Raw genomic sequence first — 20,086 nt, forward strand, 5'->3', positions numbered from 1 at the left:
ATGAAGCTAATAAGGGATCCTATACACGGTTATATAGAAATTTCCGATAAAATGAATAAAATCGTTTCAAATCCCTTTTTCCAAAGGTTGAGATATATTAAGCAGACTGCAATGGCTTACATGGTATATCCTAGCATGTTACATTCTAGGTTTGAGCACAGCTTAGGCGTAATGCATTTAGCTAGAGAGTTTGCTAGGTATGTAATCTCTAACAGCGGATTAAAGAGCGAGGAAGGCATTGTGCAAATGATAGCTTTAACTGGATTACTTCATGATGTAGGTCATGTAGCATTTTCTCATACCTTTGAGAATTTCCTATTGCTTGCTAAACAAGTTTATAAAATGGATGTAAAGGAAGAAGGCAAGAAGACGCATGTAAATTACGGTAAATATTTAATAGAAAACGCACTTGGAAGTATAATTGATAAGGAATATTCTGAATTCTATTCTGATCCAGTAAAATTTGTAATTAATGTTCTAGATGAGAATCCTAGGAATTACGAGGAAAAATTAGCTTTATCATTAATTTCAAATTACGTTGACGCTGATAGGAGTGACTATCTTTTGAGGGATTCTTATTATGCGGGAGTAAGTTACGGTAGATTCGATATAGAGAGGTTAAAGAGATTTTTAGTTTTCATAGATGGAAAGCTCGCGATTTATAGTAAAGCTACTCCAATAGTAGAGCAGTTTCTCCTGTCTAGAATGTACATGTTTGAGAACGTATATTTCCACAGCGTAACTGGAGTTTATAACGCGATATTATCTCATGCAATGGTTGAAATGCTTGAAAAAAACGTTATTGAAATTCCTATGGAGGCAGAGGATTACTTACAACTTTTAGACGTGAAAATTTATTCTAGTCTTGACAAGGTAAAGGAGGAATTCAAGAACGCAATAATGTTTAGGCAAGGATATAAGAGGGTAAAATACGATATAACCGGAAAATGCCTTGATAGGTTTAATGAAATTAAAGATGAAATATATGAAGATATGAAAGAAACTAAAGGACTCTTCTTATATCACGAGTTTAATGATGTACCTTACGAGGAAAAAGAAGAAGCAGTTTATATATTTGATGGTGAGAAGGTCGAGAAGCTAACCTCAGTTTCTCCCATAATTAGATCATTAAGTGAAATAAAAAAGGCAGTAATAGCGTATTCTGTTAAGGCGGAAAAGATTACAGAAAAATATGAGAAAATAATTCAAGAGTGTAAAACTCTGGGTCCTTGACCTGGAGAAGTTATTATATATTTTAAATTTAAGTTTTGAATAAAATTTATTACTTCTTGCATATATTTTTTGGTAGTAAAAATATGAGGATTAGGACCTGCATCAAAAGTATAGCCGGCATGACCGAAATCTTGAATCCACCTCATTATTTTAAGTGATACATCATTAAGATAGAAGAATGAAGGCCAAGAGTCCAGAATCACTGCATGCATACTATTACTATGTCTCATTGTTAATTCAAAGAATTTCTTCTCGTCTCTCTTCTTTATACTTTCTACGATTTCGTTAAATGTTTCCTCTATAAATTCGAGCCTGCACTTCATTAGATAAGACGATTTAACAGAATTTTCCATACCTTCTCTTGAAGAGATCTTTTTCTTCTCTTCACTTACTATTACAATAATGTCGACGAGATCGCCCCAGTAATTAGGAGGGAATATCTGATAGCAAAAAGAGTCTTCTCCATCATTTCTTTCTCCTTTTTCCCATATTACGAATCCTCCTTCAGTACTCCTGCAAGCACTCCCTGAACCAATTCTAGCTATTTTAGAAAGCTCTTTTTGGCTTAAATTTAAGCCTAAAGCATCATTTACAGCATAAACTAATGCAGCAATGCCTGCAGCAGAAGACGCTAAGCCTGATGATGGGGGGAAGTTTGTTTCTGAGAAGACTTTAGAAAACAAAGTCTTACCGTTAATTTTCCTAAAAATGTTAAGAACTCTTCCAGCATAATTTAAGGTTTCTTTTTCATTTAACTTCTTACCATTAATTACGATTTCGTCTTTAGAGAATTCTTCACTAAATATAACCTTTGTTCTAGCATACAGATTATCCAAGCTTATAGAAAGCGAAGAATTCAAAGGGAGGTTGAGTTCCGCATTTCTTTTTCCCCAGTATTTAATTATTGCAATATTTGATGGGGCTATTGCTTCTCCTTCAAGTCTCATTTAGACCATCATCTTCTTTGATTTCGATTAGCTTTAATCCTTTCTCTCTCCACTTTTTCCTGACTTCGTTTAAGTTTTCTCCAATTGCGAAGATTACATCTCCTCCTCCTGCTCCTGGTAATAAAGATACATACGCGCAATTATCTTCTGCAATCCTTATTAATTTCTTATCTTCATTACTTTCCAATTTAACTCCAACTACATCTTCTGCCAAGACGTTTAGCAAATCTCTAGCTAATTTAACGTGCTGTGAAGCCTCATCAACTTTACCTAGCTTAAGAAGTTTTATTGCAGTTTCGTTCTCTATATTAATTTCTTTCAGGAATGCGTTAAATTTCTCGTCATTTTTCTTTTCCATAAACATTTTAACTAGATTTACAGTCTCAGAACTTCTTCCCGTAAATCCTAAAAGCAAATCGTATTTATTGCCTAACTTTAAAGGTTCTATCTTCCAATCGCCTTTTTTGATGTCAGTAAACCTTCTATAAATTATGCTCCCGTAGACTGCTGCAGCTATATCAAATCCACTTCCTATTCCTTTTTGTCTAACGAAATTTGCTTCCTGAGCTAGAGAATGGACTTCATCTACGTTTAATTTTCCTCTTATTTGCTTATATAAACAACCAACAAGAGCTACTGTTGCTGCAGACGAGCTTCCTAAACCAGTTTTTTTACCGTTAATTTGAAAGTCTTCATCGTTGAAAAGCCTTATTTTAAGTCTGGGGATCTCTCCTAAATGCTCCTTTATTACGTTTACTACACTTTCTATTAGTTCGTTTCCGTTCCCGTAAAACGTTCCATATGTTGTCTCAAAGACTAGTTTATCAGAAGGATAAGCTTCGCATTTAACTCTCTTATTTATAGCAATTACGTGGGATAATCCTCCAAATACTACAGCGTAACTTCCTATCCAAAGTATTTTTCCTGGAGCAGATATCATCGGATTTATTATTTTGTTGTAGTAGAAATATGTGATGGATTTTCTGGATAAGAAAAAAAGATTAGTATTGATAGCTATAGCACAAAAGGGAACTTCTGGATTAGCTTATGATGAATTATTATCTACTTTAACGGTTCTAATGACTAAAAATACTTTGCAAAGTATAATTGAAGATCTTTACTTTTCTGGGTTTATTAATATAATAAAGGACAGTGACGAAATAAGGCTAATAGCAAGTAAGAAAGTGAGAAGCGGTTTAGTTGCCTTAGATTTCCAGAGATATAAATTATTGAAATTTCTTGAGGAAGTAAAGAAGAAATCAGAGGAAATTGCAAAATTACAAGATAAGAATTCTCAGATGGAGGAAATTAAAAAGATAGGTAAGGAAGGTTTGGAGCTAATTTCTTCTGGTCTTTTAACGTTATATAAGGAGTTTCCTGAGCTAACAATTCCAGAATATGTAGAAATCGTTGAAGTGATAAATAATGATGTTCTTGTGAAGTTGACTCCTTTAATAACACAACAGATGACTGAAGATGACTTAAAGCAGTTCTTGAATTTAACATCGAAATATCTCGGAGAGAAGGAAGCTGAGGTACTAAGTGAAGCGTTAAAAAGAGTTTGAAAGAAACGTTTATAAAGAATAAGTCTTACTCTTAATATATGAAGAGCAAGAGAGACCAGCTAGAAATTATAATGGATGTAATGGAAGTCATTAGTGACGGATATGATAGCAAATCTTCTATAATGAAATACGCTAATTTGAGCAATACACTCTTGGAGAAATACATTAGCGTGCTGATGAGTAAAGGGCTTATAACATATGAAGATGGCCATTATAGGGTAACTGAAAAAGGTACTGCGTTATTAGAAAAATTAAGAAAAATTAGAAAGTTACATCTAGAATTATCTGAGCTTATAAGCTCAATTTCAGAAGAATTATATTGATGTTAGAGTCAGTTACATTAATAGCGAACCTGGTGTATGTTAGCTTACTTTTAGAGACATCACTACTTTTCTATTTTATAACAAGAAAGTTAGGTAAACTATCTTCTTTATGGAAAGATTCAAGATCTTTTTATTTATTGAAGATTTTTAGTGAAATGATAGATTTACTATCTTCTACGGATTTATTAGATGATGGAATAATTGGGGCAAATTTTAATATAAAATCCGAGGCTCTACAAAAATTTTTAGATAATGAAGTTAAAGGTGTTGGAAGTAAAATAAAGTTACTTAATAATTATATTTCGTCTATGGAAAATATTGACTCATATGTAAGTGGAATTTCAAGCAATGTGAAGGAAATATTTTACATTGTCTTAGCATCGATAATTTTCTTTGCATTATATTTCTTGCCGTTGTTTTCTTTTAATGGGCTATTTTTAGGTTTTTCTTTAGGCTTAGATATAATTTCGATGTATTACATCATATATTCCTTTTTGGTTTATAGAGATATGATGAAAAAAATTATGGAAATAAGAAATAGCAAATCATGAAGCCGCAGATAAAATCTTCTTTGCGCATTGTTTTAAATCATCACTTATCTTTTCCCAGATATTATTTATTGCAGAATAAACAAATTTAGGCCTACCTATTTTCTTTTCCTCTATTTTTATTCTATTTACGAGGCCGACATCCATTAATCTTTTTAAGCTCGTTTCAGCTGTAGTTTTACTGAAACCCATTATTTGTGCCAATTCAACGGAGGTTATAGGCTTATTTAATTCAACAAGTTTAAACAAGCATTCGACGTCTGTTTCAGACAGTCTATAACAACACCTTATACTTTCTTTTTTATTCTTAAGATCTTCTTCCATAATTAATTTTTTGGATAAACATATTAAAAACTTTATCTATTTTTCTTTCACTTATTTTGCATAAGCTTATTATACTCTTTATACATGCATCTATCTTGTACCGCACTAATATCCTCCTTTTCTGCCAATTTAGTTGCTTCCTCATTCCTTCTTGTAACCATAATACTTTAACATCGCTCCTTTCCTTCTTCCTCTTTATTACTTCCTCAATTATTTTAGGGACCTCTGACGAAGGTCTAAATACCTCTACTACCTCAATTTTGTCGGGAATCTCTAAAATTGATGAATAACTCTTTCTTCCTAGGATTTCCTTTGCAGTTGGATTTACTGGTATCACATTATATCAATGTTCCATTAAAAATTTAGGAACATAGTGAGAAGGCTTTGAAGGATCTTTTGAAAAACCTATAGTGATAACATTTTTACAATTTTCAAGGACAAATCTTATTAAATTTTCTTCACTTTACATACTTTTATTATGCTAGCAAAGGTTAAAATTCATTTTCAACTTTATTTCTTAATATTCCTATTTTTGGAACTTCAACTTCTACAATATCTCCTGGCTTTAAATATTCCTTATTTCCGAATTCCGCAACGCCTGCAGGCGTCCCAGTAGTAATAATATCTCCTGGCTCTAGAGTAATTCCATTACTTAAGTAAGAAATTAATTCCTCCACGGAAAATATCATATCCTCCGTAGACCCTCTTTGCGCTACTCTTCCATTAACTCTCGTAATTATCTCTAGCGGAAAGTCTACTTCATCTTTAGTTACAATCCAAGGACCTATAGGCAGACCAGTGTCTAGAGACTTTCCCATTACCCAATTTAATCCATAGGGATGAATTTCAGGAAACTGATAATCCCTAAAGCTAACGTCGTTAACTATCGTAAATCCTAAAACGTAATCTATTGCATTCTCCTTTTTAATGTATTTACCTCTCTTTCCCAATATTATACCTATTTCTCCCTCGTAGTCTACTTTTCTTGCTCCTTTAGGTATTATAATTTCATCTTCGTGTGCTATCACGGTGTTGTTACCTTTCATGAAGAAGTAAGGCTGTTTAGGAGGCTCCATTGAAGATTCCTTAGAATGAGACTTAAAATTGACTGCGGGTAAAAATATTTTGTTAGGGTAGATTGAAGGCAAAAATTTAGACAATGTAACTTGCCTGTAGTTTTTAATATTCCTGAAAAGTTCTATAGCCTTTACAATATTTTTAGAGTCTTCTAGAACGCATTCTATTCCCTCAAAATCCGGAATATAAAAATTGTTATCTATAATAAAAACTGTTGTCGTTTTTCCGTTAACTATTCCTTGTGTGAATCTCATAGAACCTCAAATGTAGAAACTCCTAAAAAGATTATGGTTACTAATGCGACAGCTATGTTTATTGGCTTATCCAACTTTCTCGGAATCATATTTAGTGAACTTAAAGCGAATATTGAGAAAGTAGATGAGACTACAAACACTCCTACTAATACTGTGGAGTAAATTATATTATCCAGGGATATAGCAAGCAAAATAGTTATTATCTTAGAAGGAGTAACAACTAATGAGCCTTGAAGGAGACCTAGCTTTTTTGGTTCTATTTCAAATTCTCTTCCTATTAAAGTGGAAATTAGAAGGATTAAAGCTACTCCTATTCCTACTAAATTACCTAAAATATTAAGGTACGCAGAACTAACCGAAACTATTAAAAATATTATTGTTAATGGAACAGCTAAAATTACGAATCCTAAAGAATGAAATAGGGCAAATTTCAAGATTTTAATATTGTTTCTCAATACTCTTGCAGACGCTATATGGTCTGGATCTAGCCCGTGAGTTAATCCCAAGAGAGCTACTATGATTAAGTCTTGAAGAAACATAAGTAAAATAACTATCCACTATAAAAATTACTTGTTGACACTATAAAAATTAATAATTGATACCATAAGGATTACTACCAAAAAAAGGATTAGCCTTCTCTAAAAGCCTTTCCTGCAGCTTCTAGTAATGCTTTCATCATACCTAGTGCATATGCGGAATCTTTATCAGATGCCATCCTCAATAGTCCCATAGTGCCTACAGGCTTAACGTTTGGCAGTTCGCTTACCCATATGTTAAGCGCTTTGCTCATCTTCTCCATTATAAGGACTAAGTTGTCTACTAACTTAGGATCACCGAATACGTCAATTAATTTTATCATTTTATCCATAACTCCGTTCTTTTGTAATTCAGCAAGCTTACTCATCATGTTAACCATCGAGTCCATATCTATTTGTGTAAGCGTCTTTACCGTCTTCTCGTCTGTCAATTTCTTCAATAACGGTAATGAAGCTTCCATTGCTGTAAGCAGACCTTCGATATCTAATTGTTGCACAAGCTTTACAGCCCTATCGCTTGTTAGTTTTTGCATCATTGGGGTTAACGCTTCAACTGCAGACAATGCGGAATCCACGTCTAATTTCTGTATTAGTGAAACGGCTCTAGGAGAGGTTAGTTTTTGCATCATTGGGGTTAACGCTTCAACTGCAGAAAGTGTTGCGTCTAAATCGATTTTTTGCAATAATGCTAGTGCTCTGTCGCTTGTTAGTTTTTCTATTATTGGCCATACTGCTTGTATTTTTGGTAGTTGTTCCATTCCGAAGGATATTAGTGTGTTAACTAGGTCAGCCTTCTGAACAGCATCAAGAAGAGCAATACCTTGTTCCATCATGTTTAGGAGTTCATCTATTTGACCTTTTTTCTGCATTTCAGACATTGTTTTTGCTATTTTATTTAGTGCAGGAGTTAGGTCTGCAGTTGCTTCTAGTAATGTGTCAACGTCAAGACCTTCTATTATCTTTACTGCTTTATCGCTTGTCAGTTTTTGGAGAATAGGAGTAAGCTTTTCTGTTGAGTCTAGTAGGGTATCATAATTTATGCTTTCTAGAACTTTAAGTGCTTTATCGCTTGTCAGTGCTTTCATTACTGGCGTTATTTTTTCAACGGCTGTAAGTGTGGAGTCTATATCTATTTGCTTTAATAATGATATTGCTTTATCGCTTGTTAGTTTTTGCATCATTGGGGTTAACGCTTCAATAGCGTTTAATGTTGTATCTAAATTTATTTGTTGTAATAAGTTTAATGTTTTATCGCTTGTTAGTTTTTCTATTATTGGCCATACTGCTTGTATTTTTGGTAGTTGTTCCATTCCGAAGGATATTAGTGTGTTAACTAGGTCAGCCTTCTGAACAGCATCAAGAAGTGATATTGTTTGATCCGTTAGGCTTAACAGAAAGTCTAACTGACCTTTTTTGTCCATTTCATTAAGCTTATCTGTAAGTTTCTCCAGTGTAGGTAATGAATCTGCAAGTTTATTCAGCCTTTCTAGATTTTCCGGTTTTAATAATGTTTCTAAAGGATCTTGTCCTTCTGACATATTTATCTATAATCTATTTACACAATTAGTTTAATAATTTTATGAGTAATGAAATGTAGGCTTCAGCTCGCATAATTTTATTCAAGATTTATCGCTCATGTTTAATAGATTTTTATGTGAGTTCGTAGCATTTTTTCTTATATTTAAGAATCTAAATTATCTTTTCTTTTTAGTTTTATGTATTAAAGGCTTTAACTACAATTGCTAAAAATGTTTATATAGTAAGTAATCATTAAACCTTTGTGGGTTCTCCTTCAGATCATTTAGCTAATGAAAGAACTTTCCTAGCTTGGGTTAGAACTGGGGTAGCCTTAATAGGCTTCGGTTTTGTAATAGCAAAATTTGCTTTATTCATATCCATCCTTAAAGGAGCTAAATCATTATCCTCAAGTTCAGTAACTTATGGAGAAATAATGATTATACTAGGCGGAATTGTAATAATATATGGCTTGTATTCCTATCTAGTAAACGAGAGAGATCTTTCTAAAAATCAGTACACACCTAGAGTTCTGCCCAATACGATGTTTGTAGGTATAATCTTAGCAATTGCAGTAGTTTTAGCGTTGCTCATAATATAAAATCTAAATAGATAATTATAAAGTACAAGGCTATAAGAAAAATAGATTCGTGTTTAGTAATTCTGCCATCGAGAAGAATAACTACACCTATTGCATTAGCTACTACCGCAGATATTACTTCTGGCAAGGAATTATGGAAGTCGTATGATGTGAAGAAACCGATTAAACCCAGTAATAAAGTAGAATTTTCTATCTTACTCCCCACAAAGCTAACTATAGCTAAAGATCCTCCGTCCAGATTGCTCATTGCTAACTTTATCCCTGAAATTTTCTCTTCAAGTTCTGCAGCTATGGGAGTCAGCAGTAGTGACGTCCAGATAATAGGTAAATTAAATTCCTCAGATATCGCAACTATACATTTGACAAAAAGATCCGAGAAAGAAAGGATTAAAGTAGCACCTATTGCAAGCTCTATAATACTTCTCGTCAGATTTACCTCGTTTTTACCGTTTTCGCCACCTTTTTTAACTCTATAAGCAAGATAAAATATATAAATTGAAGATAATATGATAGCAGTAAATAAATCAAATCTTCCATAAAAAATTATTATAATCAATACTATGGTATTTGCTAATAGGAAGTTGTTCTCAATTTTATAATCGTGACGCATTTTTAGGGATCTATTCCAAGATATAGAATAAATTAAACCAACTAAGCCTATACCTAAGGTAAAAAGTATAACATTACCACCAATTGCGGAACCTACAGCTTCTTCATATTCTTTATTTAATAATGCATATATGGTAATTACTGTCTCGGGTAATGCAGTAAGAAAACCTAAAATTATTCCTCCTGCTATTCCTTGACCGAATTTCCTTTCCATGTTTTCAGTACCTTTGGCAAGAAGTTCAGCTGCAATAATCAGTGCTGTTAAAACTAATACGAACCTAATTATATCTATCATATCCTATTTTATTCTTAGAATATAATAATTATTAACCACTTCCGTATACTTACATTAGATGGATGAGATAGATAAGAAAATATTACTTTACCTTTACCGTGATGGCAGAACATCTATTCATAATTTAGCATCTTTACTAAATTTAACTCCTCCTACTGTACTTTATAGGCTAAAGAATTTAGAAAAAGAGGAGATCTTGGAAGGATTCCAACTTTTAATTAATCCCAACTTTTACGGAAAGTATTATTCATTTATCGCATTCAAAAACTTAATAGATATGGATGATAAATGGATATTTTTAAAGTTTAAATGCGTAGAATGGTTAAATGTATATGGCATAGCCGGAGAGAGCAATTTGCAAATTGAAGATAGAATATCATTTATGAGGAAAAATCTTGGAGAGCCTGAAATGCAGTATACTCCAGTTCAACAGCCTTTACAGCCTAAGGAGCTTGACATGAAAATAGTAAGGGCGTTACAAGAAGATCCCAGAGCTTCTACTTCAGAAATCTCAGAGAAAATAGGATTAGATAGCAAGATAATTATAAAAAGATTGAAAATTATGAAAAATAAAGGATACATATCTGTGATACCAAGAGTTAATATACCGAAAAGTGGAATATCAGTGTTTTCAATGTTCTCAAAAAGGATTCCACTAATAAGGGATACGCTCTCCTCATGCAGAGTCCTAGAGATAGTAGATAAAAATAATGTCGGAATAGAAGTCTGTTTAACTGAAAACATTGAAAATGTAAGGAATTATGTAAGAGCCGTTAGAGAAAAAGATGCTGAGGCCGACGTAATGATAATCTACGATATTAATACAAAAGGTCTTATAGAATAACCATGTGTGAATAAAATACTCCTTCTCCTATAAATTACTATGGAAAAAATTTCTCCTTATAGCGGAGACCTTTATGAAGGTCCTATCTGGCACCCAACAGAAAATGTACTTTATTGGGTTAACATTCTGGCAGGAACAATTCATAGATTAGATTTGAAAAAATTTATTTATATGGAAATAAAACTTAAAGATTATGTAAGTTCAATTTCACCTAGAATATCAGGGGGATTAATAGCGACTTCTGGCCAGGGTTTTTACGTAGTTAATATGGATGGAGAAGTTAAGGAAATTTATAAAGTAAAAGACTGGGATTCAAGAAATAGATTTAATGATGGTAAATGTGATGCAGTAGGTAGATATTGGATAGGTACAATGAACTTAGAGGAAAAATACCCTACAGCAGGATTTTACGTTTTAGATACTGACTTGTCTTTTAGGAAAGTTCTCGATAATGTTACTATTTCAAACGGTTTAGCTTGGAGTTCAGATAATAAAACCTTATACTACATTGATACACCTACAAAGAAGATTTTCGAATTCGATTTCGACCTTGAGAGAGGTAAAATAAGCAATAAGAAAGTTCTTATAGATTTATCATCTGTTCAAGGAAACCCAGATGGAATGACTATAGATTCTAAGGATAATCTATGGGTAGCATTATTTGGTGGAGGAAAGGTTATAAAAATTGACACTAAAAATAAGGAAATAGCAGACGAGATTCCTCTTCCCACTCCTAATGTAACTTCAGTAATGTTTGGCGGTGAAAATCTTTCAACACTTTACATAACTACTGCCAAGATTCACTTACAATCTCCAGATGAGAATGCAGGCTATGTTTATGCTGAGAAAGTGTCCGCAACGGGTACTAAAATTAATTTTTGCGGATTTTAGTATCTAACATATGATATTAGTAACAACATTTGGCTTTGACGAGAAATTTCAGATAAGGGCAGTACTCAATTACGGTAAAAGTATAGAAAAGGTAATAATTGTAACATCCATTACCGACACGGACAAGGTAAAAAAAGCTTTATCGTCTTTCACGTCTTTCCTTGATAACTCTTCGATAAAATATGATATAATCAAGGTAGATCCGATAAATTTTATAAATTCAGTTGCAGTAATAGCATATTCTCTTCCTATAGGTAAGAAAATTATTGCAAATCTGAGCGGAGGTATGAGAGCTATAATCATGGAGGCACTTACGGCCTTAGCTTTAAGAGGTATCGATGCTGACGTTGAAATAGAGACAGAAGATTTCCAAGGTAAAATTTTCTTTAAAGTTTCCGACCTTACTAGAGGTGATATAAACTCAGATCATCTTCTAATACTTAGAGAAATATGGAGAGGGAATAGAAGTATTTACAAGTTAGCTAAAGCTACGGGTATGTCTACCTCTGCAGTAAGCAGAAAGCTTTCAAAACTGCTAAAATACGGTTACATAAGGAGGGAAGACACTAATTACATCTTAAATAATAAAGGAATGATAATGGCATTAATGATGGAAATGTCAGACGAATCTTAGCTTATAGACTTTAGTTTTTCAATAATCTTCTTTATTCTATCCTTCTCTTCAGAATTTAATGAATCCCAATTATCTAAAATATATTCAATTAATGACTCTAACTCCGTTATTGCATTATTTATCCTTTTATCCCTAGGAATTCCTTCAAGTAGCTCTTTGCCCTTATCAGTTAATCCATAATATTTTTTAGTTCCTTCAGTTTTTACCACCTCTATTAATCCTTCGACTTCTAATTCTCTAATCATGGGATAAACAGAACCGGGAGAAGGTCTCCACATGCCCATGCTGCTTTCCTCAACTTTTTCCATAATTTCTGCTCCTGTTAGTGGTCCGTTAGTATAAAGTAAGTAAAGTATTATGTGCCTAAGTCCTCTAGCTCTATGAAAATGCACGTGATAAGTTCTTATTCTGAACTTAATATTGTTTTGCATTTCACTTTCAGCTAACTCTTAGGTTATAAATAATTTATTTTTAATACGCACTTTACACTATTTATTTATTATAAAGTCTACGTTCTTGTATCCATAATATTTAGTATGTTATGTTGTATGTAGATATATTATTTAACAATTATATAAAACAAGAGAGATATTAAATCCTTCTATACATAGAGATTATCCTAAGTCCTCATCAACTAACCTAAAATTGGTAAATTATCTAAATAGAGAATCTTAAAAAGTGTTAATAATAATATCGATGATGTTCAGTTATGGTTAATTCAATGTCCGTAAGTAAGTAAAATAAATAGACAACATAAGACATTCATTTTACATTAATGTTTAGACCAATTAATGTTAATAATTTTTATAAGCTTCTTACCTACTAAACTTTTCTTAGACCACAAATGGCAAAGAAAGGAAAGAAGACACAGGGACAACAGGGCGGAGAAAAGAAACAATAAAATATTTGGTTAGATAGTCAAGTAATATTTTAAGTTAGAATCTTTTTTAAATCTATCCTTTTTCTTTTAGGTTAAACTTTATACGAAGATGTTAAAGTTAAAGTTATGGATATTGCAGTCCTTTTAGCCTCGTTAGGAATAAGCATTTTAGAACTCTCAGAAGCAGGAGCAGTTGCAGTAATATTTAATGGAATATATAAAAACAGTAAACCTTATATCTATGGGTTAGCTGGAGTTCTAACAGTTTTAATACCGGTTTTTACTCTGGGAAAATACATTGTACTCCTACCATTAGAATACGTTCTTGTAGTAGCTGGAATAATATTATTTTATTTTGGATATAGGCTGATAAGAAGCGCAAGAAGGTACTTTAAAGGAATAAAGATAGCGCACAAAGAGGAAGGTGAAGAAACTTTAACAACTGTTTATGTAGTAGGTTTTACCGAAGCTCTGGAAGCAGGTCTCGTAATATTAGCATTAATTCCTCAATCTTATATTTCTGCATTAACAGGGACTTTATTAGCTTCAATCATAGTTATAGCCTTATTGTTTATCCTTAAAGCTCAGATAATGAAAATAAGAGTACCTCATTTAAAATATGTACTTTCAGCATTACTGTTCAGTCTAGGAAGCTTATTCTTTGGAGAAGCGTTCTTTAATGCCGATGAGATATACCTAGGAATATTCTTTGTAATATATCTAGGCGTAAACTATATTATAATAAAAATATAAAAAGAAAGGAACAAATAAAAAGAAGATAATAAATTATTTCTCTTTTTCTTCCATCTTCTGTTTTTCTTTCTCTACAGGCTTACCAAGCACAGAGTACGGGAATTGGCTATATATGATTCCTCCTATTACTAGCAGTAAAACTGTTATAATTCCTACAGAAGCTACTTGTGATGCCGTTAGTGGAGTTGTTGTTGCGTCATGAGTTACGACTATTGCTATTACAAATTCTAAGATCAAGCCTATTATGAATACTACTTTGAATATTTTATCCATTTCTTCCAATTCTTTCTCATTTGTTGCCATCTTGATCACCTCTTTTTATAAACGTAATGTGCTGTCACTAACATTGAAGCGAATACTGCTGCAGTAAACTCCAGTCCGCTTAATGCCATTTCTAAATCTCCGCTCAATATGTGTCCAGATGCACAACCGTCAGCCATTCTTGCTCCAAATAACATTAAGTATGCTCCACCGAATGATCCTAAGAACCTCTTTGCAGGATTGCTACCGAACCTTACTGCCCAGCTTGGCGGTACTATATCTCTAAATGCGGTAAACCTCCTCGTAAGGAATATTGCACTGAAGAATGCACCCATCAATGTTCCAATATCACTAAATGGCTCCCAACCAATACCCTTGAATACTATTTGTGAATATTTGAATGTAGGCATAAATAGGTGTCCTGCAAGCCACGAATCAGTTGTAGACTCTCCGAATATTTGGTGCATGAACATCTCAGCAACTACTGTTAATGCAACAATTCCTGCTACAGATACCATAAACCACCTAGTTACGTTATCCTCAACTGCATAATATTCATTTAACTTCTTTGCAATACTGTTCTCACTATAAGGTAGACCTCCATCAGTTAAGAACCTTGCTGTATCACGGTGTAGCTGAACTTCTTGTGGAGTCATTCTCTTCTCTATATTCATCCTTAAGCAACTCCTTACTCCTCCCTTATACCTAGGTAGATAGTATGCAAATAAGAACATTCCAATTGCATAAATTATTGATATGCCAAATAGATCTAGAGGTGTTAATCCATCCCAAGGTATTAAGTATTCTTTTCCTGAAGGGTGAGTTGCACCAATTATTAAACTACCGAAGTTTCCTACAGTAGTTAACCATTGTCCAGCAGGAGTTTGATATAATGCAGTCCAGCTTGCCGCACCTAGTAATGCTCCAAATAATGCGTATATAGCATCTCTCCTACCTTCTCCTAAAGCCATCCATATTGAGCCAGGGAAGTATCCAGAAAGTGCTAATCCAGTTCCGAAGAATAAACCTCCTATAAGTACTCCTATTACGTAGAACGGTTTAGGACCCCAGTGGAAACCCACGCCTGCAGCATATAATCCAAAGAGTACTGGTGTTCCAATTGCAAATCCTAAGGTAATGCATGCAGCAAACAGTCTGTCCTCCCATTTTGCTAACCTAATCAACGTTTCCGGATTAGCTATTCCCCAAATTTCTGCTGCTGCCCCTATTATGAAGCCTATTATGAGCCCAACCCACATTGGGGCTATGTACGTTATCATTTTATTTTATCACCAAAATTAACTTTCTTTTCTAGAGATTAAATAAACTTCTTATAAAAAATATGGGAAATTGACATTAACAGAGTTAATACATTATAGAATATAAATTCTTTAAACTTTTTTAAATATATCCATTAAAAACTTCATTCTTGAATATAGTCAATCATTATATAATGATAAATTTAACTTGAAGAATTACGTAAAAGTGTTAAAAAACTTTAAACAATCCCTTAAATCGTAAGAGAAACATCTTAACTCATGTACAAATGTTGTGATAAAGAATTTTCAGATGAAAAGTCATTCAAAAAGCATATAAAAAGTAGCAAGAGCCATCATCTTACATCTTCAGAAGTATTTAGAGTAGATTTACCAAAGGAATATGTAACCTCAACCATAGAGAATAAAGATAATGCATTGAGGTTACTAGGATTCATACCTTATGGAGATAAGGCAATAATTCCCTTACGTTTATCCAAAAATATTATAGGAGGAGTTCTAAAAAGGTCTTTAATAGCTAAAGTTGACGGTCCTTACTTTGATTCTGGACTGATAAATTATAAGATTGATGCCGGTAATGTAAAATATAATGTAAGCTTCAGGCAAGCAAAATTAGGAGAAAGCTTAAGGTTAACTACTATTGTAACTTTTGAGGCTGAACTGAACTTCCTAGGAACACTTTTGCCAAGTGCAGTAATAAAAAGCTTGTCTTCGCTCATAATGCCCGATGATATAGTAGAGAACGTGAAGAAAGTCCTAGTAACAGAGAAGAGAGAAGAAAAATTACCGTCTAAACTTTAATTTCTGCTAATTTTTGAGTACTGTCCTCCATTAGCCACTCTATTCCTTTCTTATAATCGTCAAACTCTTTTCCCTCAAATCCATAGCTTGAAGCTAATTTCCACGGAGAGGTAATAGGCGAAAGAATTTCCGTATTAGTATTTCCCCAACCCTTCAGCGAATTATATCCTTGATTATTGACTACAAGAACTTTCATTACTCCTCCGTATTTTGCTGCAGACCATAATGCTTGGAAACTGTAATTGAAACTCCCATCACCAACTATCGCTAAAGCTTTTCCTCCTGCAGACGAGTACCCGAAAGATGCAGGAATTGCCCAGCCAATAAATCCTGCTCTATTTGCGAAGAATAACCTTCTTTTATAACCAACTATAGATCTTATTATTTCCCTGTAAGAAGGCGCCTCATCGAATATTGCATAATTACCTAAATGAGGATACAGAGCCTTCATTATTTCCTCAACCTTTTGATTTCTCGGTGGTATAACTTTCACAGAATTGAAAGAATGCGGCTTTACATATTTAACAGCTATCCTTAAGAAATCTTTAGGATTACAAACTAAGGTTTTCCAAGGTCTCCTTGATGCCTCAATCCAATCGTAAGTTACTTCAATTACTTCTTTTTCCTTCAATACTTCATCATCTGGAAAGAGCACATTATTTACACTACCACCTATGATTATTACCGCTTGAAAATCTTCTAGGACTTTATTTATTTCACTAGACTTCCTAGGTAAATCTCCTGCGAAAAGCTTGTGAGGTGTCTCAAAAGGAGTCCTTGAAGCGAAAGGTTCAGCAAAAACCGGGGAGTTAATTTTCTCTGCAAATTCCCTCATTTCATCGTGAGCATTAAATACGTCTATTTCATAACCTGTAACTATTGCTACCTTATCGAAGGAGTTAATTCTCTCAATTACTTCTTTTACTTCGTTTTCGTTACAGCAAAGTTCAACTTTGTGCATGAAATCTTTAAAAAGAGGCGTCTGGACTTCCTTATCTTCTAAATCCTCTGGAATGGAGAGAAAAGTAGGTCCGTAGGGTGGAGTTAAGGACGTTTTAATTGCCCTTATTAGGAATTTTATTCCTTCATTAGCATTTCTAGCCTCAAAGGATGCCTTAACTACTGGCTTTGAGATTGTAGTTAAATCCCCGTAAAGCCTTGGTTCATCAGAAAGGTGAGAAGAAGTTTGTTGACCGCCAATTATTACCATCGGTATTCTGTCCATATATGCAGTATAAAGAAATCCTAGTGCATTAGATAAGCCAGGAGCAGCATGAAGGTTCACTACTGCTAATTTATCACTACCTAAATGATAGCCTTCAGCCATTCCTACAGCAGCACCGTCTTGTAATGCTAAATAGTATTTGAAATCTGAAGGAATTTTCTTTATAAAGGATAGTTCCGTAGTTCCAGGATTTCCGTAAATTCTGTCAGTGTATCCCTCGAGAATTTCAAAAATCTTGTCTCCAAGCATATAAAATAAACTTGTAGGCTAGTATAAAAACTATTTGATATATTTTAACATTAATTGTTTTGTTAAACGATATCATCTTTCTTTTAACATTATTTTTTATCTTGAGAACTTAGATTGAAAAAATTAAAGTAAAAAGCTGTAACGCTTAAAGATCATTTATTGATGTAGACCCTCTTAGGAATTAACGGCATTAGTATTGCAGAGAATATCGCTAGCCCTAGCATAATGTAAAAAGAGGAAAGTATTGAAAATTTTAGTCCCAAAAGCACGGTAATTAAAGCATTTCCTGCGGCACCTCCTACAGTGACTCCTATTCCCCAAATGTATGAATTAGCTACAGTGTAGAAACTTTTAGGGAAAGTTTGGCTCACGTAACCTAACAACACTGGGAAGGAACTAAATGCTGCAAAGGTAAATATGGTATAGAAAGACAGTGACGCAACTAGATTTTGCGAAAATGCCAGAAAGCCTATGAAGGCTAATATTGAGAGTATACTGCTTATTACGAACGCGTATCTTCCGCCCTTCTTTTCAGTAAGCCATCCGAAAGCAGGTTGACCTAAAACTGAACCTAAAAATCCTATGGTTAAGAATACTCCAGCCAATTCTTTTGAATAATAAACATCGTAAACGAAATCTCCTACGAAAGTAGTGGTACCTGTTATGAACATACTCCTAATAAATACGATAGAACCTAGTATTATAAGGAACTTATAGAAAGCACTCTCTAACTTTTCTTTGCTCCTCCTAATCTCTATTGATTCTCTCCTATAGAATTTAAGGCCTACAAATATTACTGCTGAAGAAATTAGCATATATGCGGAAACTGTAAGTAAACCCGTTAATTCTCCAAAGCCCAGTATGAGGAAAGTCACTATTGATGGCATTAAAGACCTTCCTAAACTTCCTAAAGACCCGTTAATCCCTAATGCTCTACCCGATTCTTTGCCGAAAGTCCTGGAAAGCACTGCTCCGCCTATTGGATGATAAAAAGCTTGGCCTATGCCCAGAATTGTTGAACCCAAAGCGACTAAAGCTATAGACGGAAATAAGAAGGAAATTCCAAAGAGAGCTATTGCTGTTCCTTCCAGAAGGATTCCTATACTCATTAAGGCTGAATCGATATTATGCTTATCGGCGAAGTCTCCTATCAGCGGAGATAAAAGTCCAGAAAGTAACGTGTAAATTATTGATATCGCTCCTAAAATTACTAGACTTATCTTATCCACAGTGCTGTAATATACTATAAGAAGTGGAAATATTAAGAAAGTTCCATCATTGTTAAAATGAGCTAAGGAAGTTATTACTAATATTCTTATCTTCTTTCCAACGTCCATGTAGGTATATTTGATACCCAATAATTTAAAGCTGATTTAGAAAAAGCCTCCTTAATTAAAATAATTATTAACAGCTTATATAGAAAAATTATAAAAGTACGAGATAGGTATTAAACAAAGTGCTGAGTGCGCTCTATACTGAGTAGTGATGTAGTCCACCGGCACTGAGAGTTTACCAGTACATTAATCATTTTCTTGATAAGTGTACTCTGCTATATTGTGATATAAAAACTCCTATGAGCGCTAGTGAAGAACCCATTATTTGAAAGATGTTAGGTATTTGATTTAGAATAATGAAAGAGAAGATGTAAGCTGAGACTGGAACAAGAATAACTATGCTAGAGGCAGTAGTCGCGCCTAAATCCTTAACGCTTGAAAACCAGAACATAAAGCCTAAAGCTTGGGCTATTATTGCAACTAAAACTCCCAAAGCTAATCCAACTGCAGAAGGTTTAAAATAAAAACCAAAAGGTATGGTAGGTAATACGAACAATGAGGAAAACAAAGACATGAAAGCGTTGAGCTTTACTACATTTCTGTCCTTTAACTTCGCATAGTACAAAGTCCCTATTGCCCAGAGAATCGCCGCAATAATAGCTATTAAAGATCCTATGCTAAAATTAACACTATCAACTGAAATGAATATGCCTATAAATGAAATGATTATCCCAATTAACTGAGGCAGTAAAATCTCCTCGCCTTTTATTCTTGTAAACACTGCAACAAATATTGGCTGCATGTAAATTAACACAGAAGCTAGAGCAGGATTTTTAGAATAGTTTATTGCTAAGTTTAGGAGGATAACGAAAATTCCCATATTAAGTATTGCGTTAATAGCCTCTCTTTTCCCGTAGATTATACCTTTTCCATAAATTGCTAAAATTAGTCCTCCTATAGTGAACCTTAAGAATGTGAGTACGAAAGGAGACATGAAGTAAAGGGCAATTTTCGATAAAGGGAATGATAAACCCCAAACTATTATTACTCCCATTATAAAGAAATAACCCTTTAACACGCATAACAATGCCTTAAAAAAATATTTAAAATTAAGGTAGGAAGAGGAATATACTTATAAAAATTTTTAAAGTATAAAAAATATATTCGGCC

At 33.6% G+C, this 20,086-nt stretch carries 23 protein-coding genes and 1 pseudogene; 10 read left to right on the forward strand and 14 right to left on the reverse strand.

The window, feature by feature from the left end; genetic code table 11:
- Positions 1–1,233, forward strand: a complete 1,233-nt coding sequence (locus HS5_RS00250) for an HD domain-containing protein (protein ID WP_236752084.1) — start codon at positions 1–3, stop codon at positions 1,231–1,233.
- Here HS5_RS00250 and mvaD read toward each other — a convergent pair.
- Positions 1,206–2,180 carry a diphosphomevalonate decarboxylase gene (mvaD, locus tag HS5_RS00255; protein WP_236752085.1) on the reverse strand — a complete coding sequence of 325 codons (975 nt, stop codon included), beginning with the start codon at positions 2,178–2,180 and terminating at the stop codon, positions 1,206–1,208. The genes HS5_RS00250 and mvaD overlap by 28 nt on opposite strands.
- Positions 2,170–3,120 (reverse strand): phosphomevalonate kinase, encoded by a 951-nt coding sequence (locus HS5_RS00260; protein WP_236752086.1) that lies wholly within the window; start codon positions 3,118–3,120, stop codon positions 2,170–2,172. Before HS5_RS00260 ends, mvaD begins: the two co-directional genes overlap by 11 nt.
- 34 nt (positions 3,121–3,154) lie before the next feature.
- Between HS5_RS00260 and HS5_RS00265 the strand changes: the two genes are divergently transcribed.
- Genes HS5_RS00265 through HS5_RS00275 form a run of 3 tightly spaced genes read left to right on the forward strand, consistent with a single transcriptional unit; the run spans position 3,155 to position 4,619 of the window.
- A complete protein-coding gene (locus HS5_RS00265; protein ID WP_236752087.1) occupies positions 3,155–3,745 on the forward strand; it encodes a hypothetical protein in 591 nt (196 codons plus the stop codon).
- A 38-nt stretch (positions 3,746–3,783) separates the two neighbouring features.
- The gene (locus tag HS5_RS00270) at positions 3,784–4,068 is read left to right on the forward strand and encodes a winged helix-turn-helix domain-containing protein (RefSeq protein WP_236752088.1); all 285 of its coding nucleotides are present in this window, start codon (positions 3,784–3,786) and stop codon (positions 4,066–4,068) included.
- Positions 4,068–4,619, forward strand: coding sequence for a hypothetical protein (locus HS5_RS00275; RefSeq protein WP_236752089.1), 552 nt, complete (start codon positions 4,068–4,070; stop codon positions 4,617–4,619). Before HS5_RS00270 ends, HS5_RS00275 begins: the two co-directional genes overlap by 1 nt.
- Here HS5_RS00275 and HS5_RS00280 read toward each other — a convergent pair.
- The 5 genes and pseudogenes from HS5_RS00280 to HS5_RS00300 all read right to left on the reverse strand — a co-directional run bounded on the left by HS5_RS00280 (position 4,614) and on the right by HS5_RS00300 (position 8,345).
- Entirely contained in the window at positions 4,614–4,940 is a 327-nt protein-coding gene (locus HS5_RS00280) for a helix-turn-helix domain-containing protein (protein WP_236752090.1), read from the reverse strand. The two genes, HS5_RS00275 and HS5_RS00280, sit on opposite strands and share 6 nt — an antisense overlap.
- Positions 4,941–4,987: 47 nt before the next feature.
- Positions 4,988–5,388: pseudogene (locus HS5_RS00285) on the reverse strand (CoA-binding protein).
- Positions 5,389–5,431: 43 nt separating this feature from the next.
- Positions 5,432–6,271: a fumarylacetoacetate hydrolase family protein gene (locus HS5_RS00290; RefSeq protein WP_236752091.1), complete on the reverse strand. Its 840-nt coding sequence runs from the start codon at positions 6,269–6,271 to the stop codon at positions 5,432–5,434.
- Positions 6,268–6,810 (reverse strand): hypothetical protein, encoded by a 543-nt coding sequence (locus HS5_RS00295; RefSeq protein ID WP_236752092.1) that lies wholly within the window; start codon positions 6,808–6,810, stop codon positions 6,268–6,270. The genes HS5_RS00290 and HS5_RS00295 overlap by 4 nt, the downstream gene beginning before the upstream one ends.
- Positions 6,811–6,899: 89 nt before the next feature.
- Complete coding sequence (locus HS5_RS00300; RefSeq protein ID WP_236752093.1) at positions 6,900–8,345, reverse strand: DUF1641 domain-containing protein; 1,446 nt, start codon at positions 8,343–8,345, stop codon at positions 6,900–6,902.
- 242 nt (positions 8,346–8,587) lie between these two features.
- Between HS5_RS00300 and HS5_RS00305 the strand changes: the two genes are divergently transcribed.
- Positions 8,588–8,923: a DUF202 domain-containing protein gene (locus HS5_RS00305; protein ID WP_236752094.1), complete on the forward strand. Its 336-nt coding sequence runs from the start codon at positions 8,588–8,590 to the stop codon at positions 8,921–8,923.
- Here HS5_RS00305 and HS5_RS00310 read toward each other — a convergent pair.
- Complete coding sequence (locus HS5_RS00310) at positions 8,913–9,827, reverse strand: sodium:calcium antiporter (protein WP_236752095.1); 915 nt, start codon at positions 9,825–9,827, stop codon at positions 8,913–8,915. The genes HS5_RS00305 and HS5_RS00310 overlap by 11 nt on opposite strands.
- A gap of 58 nt (positions 9,828–9,885) precedes the next feature.
- Between HS5_RS00310 and HS5_RS00315 the strand changes: the two genes are divergently transcribed.
- From HS5_RS00315 to csa3, 3 genes are read left to right on the forward strand one after another with little or no spacing between them, the layout of a single operon-like run.
- Complete coding sequence (locus HS5_RS00315) at positions 9,886–10,671, forward strand: winged helix-turn-helix transcriptional regulator (RefSeq protein ID WP_236752096.1); 786 nt, start codon at positions 9,886–9,888, stop codon at positions 10,669–10,671.
- A 39-nt stretch (positions 10,672–10,710) separates the two neighbouring features.
- Positions 10,711–11,562: an SMP-30/gluconolactonase/LRE family protein gene (locus tag HS5_RS00320; RefSeq protein ID WP_236752097.1), complete on the forward strand. Its 852-nt coding sequence runs from the start codon at positions 10,711–10,713 to the stop codon at positions 11,560–11,562.
- 10 nt (positions 11,563–11,572) lie between these two features.
- The gene (csa3, locus tag HS5_RS00325) at positions 11,573–12,196 is read left to right on the forward strand and encodes a CRISPR-associated CARF protein Csa3 (RefSeq protein ID WP_236752098.1); all 624 of its coding nucleotides are present in this window, start codon (positions 11,573–11,575) and stop codon (positions 12,194–12,196) included.
- Here csa3 and HS5_RS00330 read toward each other — a convergent pair.
- On the reverse strand, positions 12,193–12,627 hold the full coding sequence (locus HS5_RS00330; RefSeq protein ID WP_236752099.1) for a PadR family transcriptional regulator: 435 nt from the start codon (positions 12,625–12,627) through the stop codon (positions 12,193–12,195). The genes csa3 and HS5_RS00330 overlap by 4 nt on opposite strands.
- A 575-nt stretch (positions 12,628–13,202) precedes the next feature.
- On the opposite strand from HS5_RS00330, the gene HS5_RS00335 reads away from it, so the two are divergent.
- Positions 13,203–13,829, forward strand: a complete 627-nt coding sequence (locus HS5_RS00335; RefSeq protein WP_236752100.1) for a hypothetical protein — start codon at positions 13,203–13,205, stop codon at positions 13,827–13,829.
- Between the two features lie 33 nt (positions 13,830–13,862).
- Here HS5_RS00335 and HS5_RS00340 read toward each other — a convergent pair whose 3' ends face one another.
- Together HS5_RS00340 and HS5_RS00345 are read right to left on the reverse strand one after the other, a co-directional pair.
- Positions 13,863–14,132 carry a hypothetical protein gene (locus tag HS5_RS00340; RefSeq protein ID WP_236752101.1) on the reverse strand — a complete coding sequence of 90 codons (270 nt, stop codon included), beginning with the start codon at positions 14,130–14,132 and terminating at the stop codon, positions 13,863–13,865.
- A 5-nt stretch (positions 14,133–14,137) separates the two neighbouring features.
- Positions 14,138–15,370 (reverse strand): YeeE/YedE thiosulfate transporter family protein, encoded by a 1,233-nt coding sequence (locus HS5_RS00345; RefSeq protein ID WP_236752102.1) that lies wholly within the window; start codon positions 15,368–15,370, stop codon positions 14,138–14,140.
- 258 nt (positions 15,371–15,628) lie between these two features.
- On the opposite strand from HS5_RS00345, the gene HS5_RS00350 reads away from it, so the two are divergent.
- Positions 15,629–16,168: a C2H2-type zinc finger protein gene (locus HS5_RS00350; RefSeq protein ID WP_236752103.1), complete on the forward strand. Its 540-nt coding sequence runs from the start codon at positions 15,629–15,631 to the stop codon at positions 16,166–16,168.
- Here the strand turns inward: HS5_RS00350 and HS5_RS00355 are convergent.
- The 3 genes from HS5_RS00355 to HS5_RS00365 form a co-directional block, all read right to left on the reverse strand.
- Positions 16,158–17,642: a thiamine pyrophosphate-binding protein gene (locus HS5_RS00355; RefSeq protein WP_236752104.1), complete on the reverse strand. Its 1,485-nt coding sequence runs from the start codon at positions 17,640–17,642 to the stop codon at positions 16,158–16,160. The two genes, HS5_RS00350 and HS5_RS00355, sit on opposite strands and share 11 nt — an antisense overlap.
- 152 nt (positions 17,643–17,794) lie before the next feature.
- Entirely contained in the window at positions 17,795–18,979 is a 1,185-nt protein-coding gene (locus HS5_RS00360; RefSeq protein ID WP_236752105.1) for an MFS transporter, read from the reverse strand.
- A gap of 187 nt (positions 18,980–19,166) precedes the next feature.
- The gene (locus HS5_RS00365) at positions 19,167–19,994 is read right to left on the reverse strand and encodes a DMT family transporter (RefSeq protein WP_236752106.1); all 828 of its coding nucleotides are present in this window, start codon (positions 19,992–19,994) and stop codon (positions 19,167–19,169) included.
- Between the last annotated feature and the right edge of the window lie 92 nt (positions 19,995–20,086).

The organism is Acidianus sp. HS-5, assembly GCF_021655615.1.
GTDB lineage: Archaea > Thermoproteota > Thermoprotei_A > Sulfolobales > Sulfolobaceae > Acidianus.

Bases quoted from the DNA above. Each gene is read 5' to 3' on its own strand.
- HS5_RS00250 (WP_236752084.1), top strand. From the start codon at position 1: ATGAAGCTAATAAGGGATCCTATACACGGTTATATAGAAATTTCCGAT.
- HS5_RS00260 (WP_236752086.1), bottom strand. From the start codon at position 3,120: ATGATATCTGCTCCAGGAAAAATACTTTGGATAGGAAGTTACGCTGTA.
- csa3 (WP_236752098.1), top strand. From the start codon at position 11,573: ATGATATTAGTAACAACATTTGGCTTTGACGAGAAATTTCAGATAAGG.
- HS5_RS00340 (WP_236752101.1), bottom strand. From the start codon at position 14,132: ATGGCAACAAATGAGAAAGAATTGGAAGAAATGGATAAAATATTCAAA.
- HS5_RS00330 (WP_236752099.1), bottom strand. From the start codon at position 12,627: ATGCAAAACAATATTAAGTTCAGAATAAGAACTTATCACGTGCATTTT.
- HS5_RS00275 (WP_236752089.1), top strand. From the start codon at position 4,068: ATGTTAGAGTCAGTTACATTAATAGCGAACCTGGTGTATGTTAGCTTA.
- HS5_RS00265 (WP_236752087.1), top strand. From the start codon at position 3,155: ATGGATTTTCTGGATAAGAAAAAAAGATTAGTATTGATAGCTATAGCA.
- HS5_RS00345 (WP_236752102.1), bottom strand. From the start codon at position 15,370: ATGATAACGTACATAGCCCCAATGTGGGTTGGGCTCATAATAGGCTTC.
- HS5_RS00335 (WP_236752100.1), top strand. From the start codon at position 13,203: ATGGATATTGCAGTCCTTTTAGCCTCGTTAGGAATAAGCATTTTAGAA.
- HS5_RS00295 (WP_236752092.1), bottom strand. From the start codon at position 6,810: ATGTTTCTTCAAGACTTAATCATAGTAGCTCTCTTGGGATTAACTCAC.
- HS5_RS00300 (WP_236752093.1), bottom strand. From the start codon at position 8,345: ATGTCAGAAGGACAAGATCCTTTAGAAACATTATTAAAACCGGAAAAT.
- HS5_RS00270 (WP_236752088.1), top strand. From the start codon at position 3,784: ATGAAGAGCAAGAGAGACCAGCTAGAAATTATAATGGATGTAATGGAA.
- HS5_RS00360 (WP_236752105.1), bottom strand. From the start codon at position 18,979: ATGGACGTTGGAAAGAAGATAAGAATATTAGTAATAACTTCCTTAGCT.
- HS5_RS00310 (WP_236752095.1), bottom strand. From the start codon at position 9,827: ATGATAGATATAATTAGGTTCGTATTAGTTTTAACAGCACTGATTATT.
- HS5_RS00290 (WP_236752091.1), bottom strand. From the start codon at position 6,271: ATGAGATTCACACAAGGAATAGTTAACGGAAAAACGACAACAGTTTTT.
- mvaD (WP_236752085.1), bottom strand. From the start codon at position 2,180: ATGAGACTTGAAGGAGAAGCAATAGCCCCATCAAATATTGCAATAATT.
- HS5_RS00320 (WP_236752097.1), top strand. From the start codon at position 10,711: ATGGAAAAAATTTCTCCTTATAGCGGAGACCTTTATGAAGGTCCTATC.
- HS5_RS00315 (WP_236752096.1), top strand. From the start codon at position 9,886: ATGGATGAGATAGATAAGAAAATATTACTTTACCTTTACCGTGATGGC.
- HS5_RS00350 (WP_236752103.1), top strand. From the start codon at position 15,629: ATGTACAAATGTTGTGATAAAGAATTTTCAGATGAAAAGTCATTCAAA.
- HS5_RS00355 (WP_236752104.1), bottom strand. From the start codon at position 17,642: ATGCTTGGAGACAAGATTTTTGAAATTCTCGAGGGATACACTGACAGA.
- HS5_RS00280 (WP_236752090.1), bottom strand. From the start codon at position 4,940: ATGGAAGAAGATCTTAAGAATAAAAAAGAAAGTATAAGGTGTTGTTAT.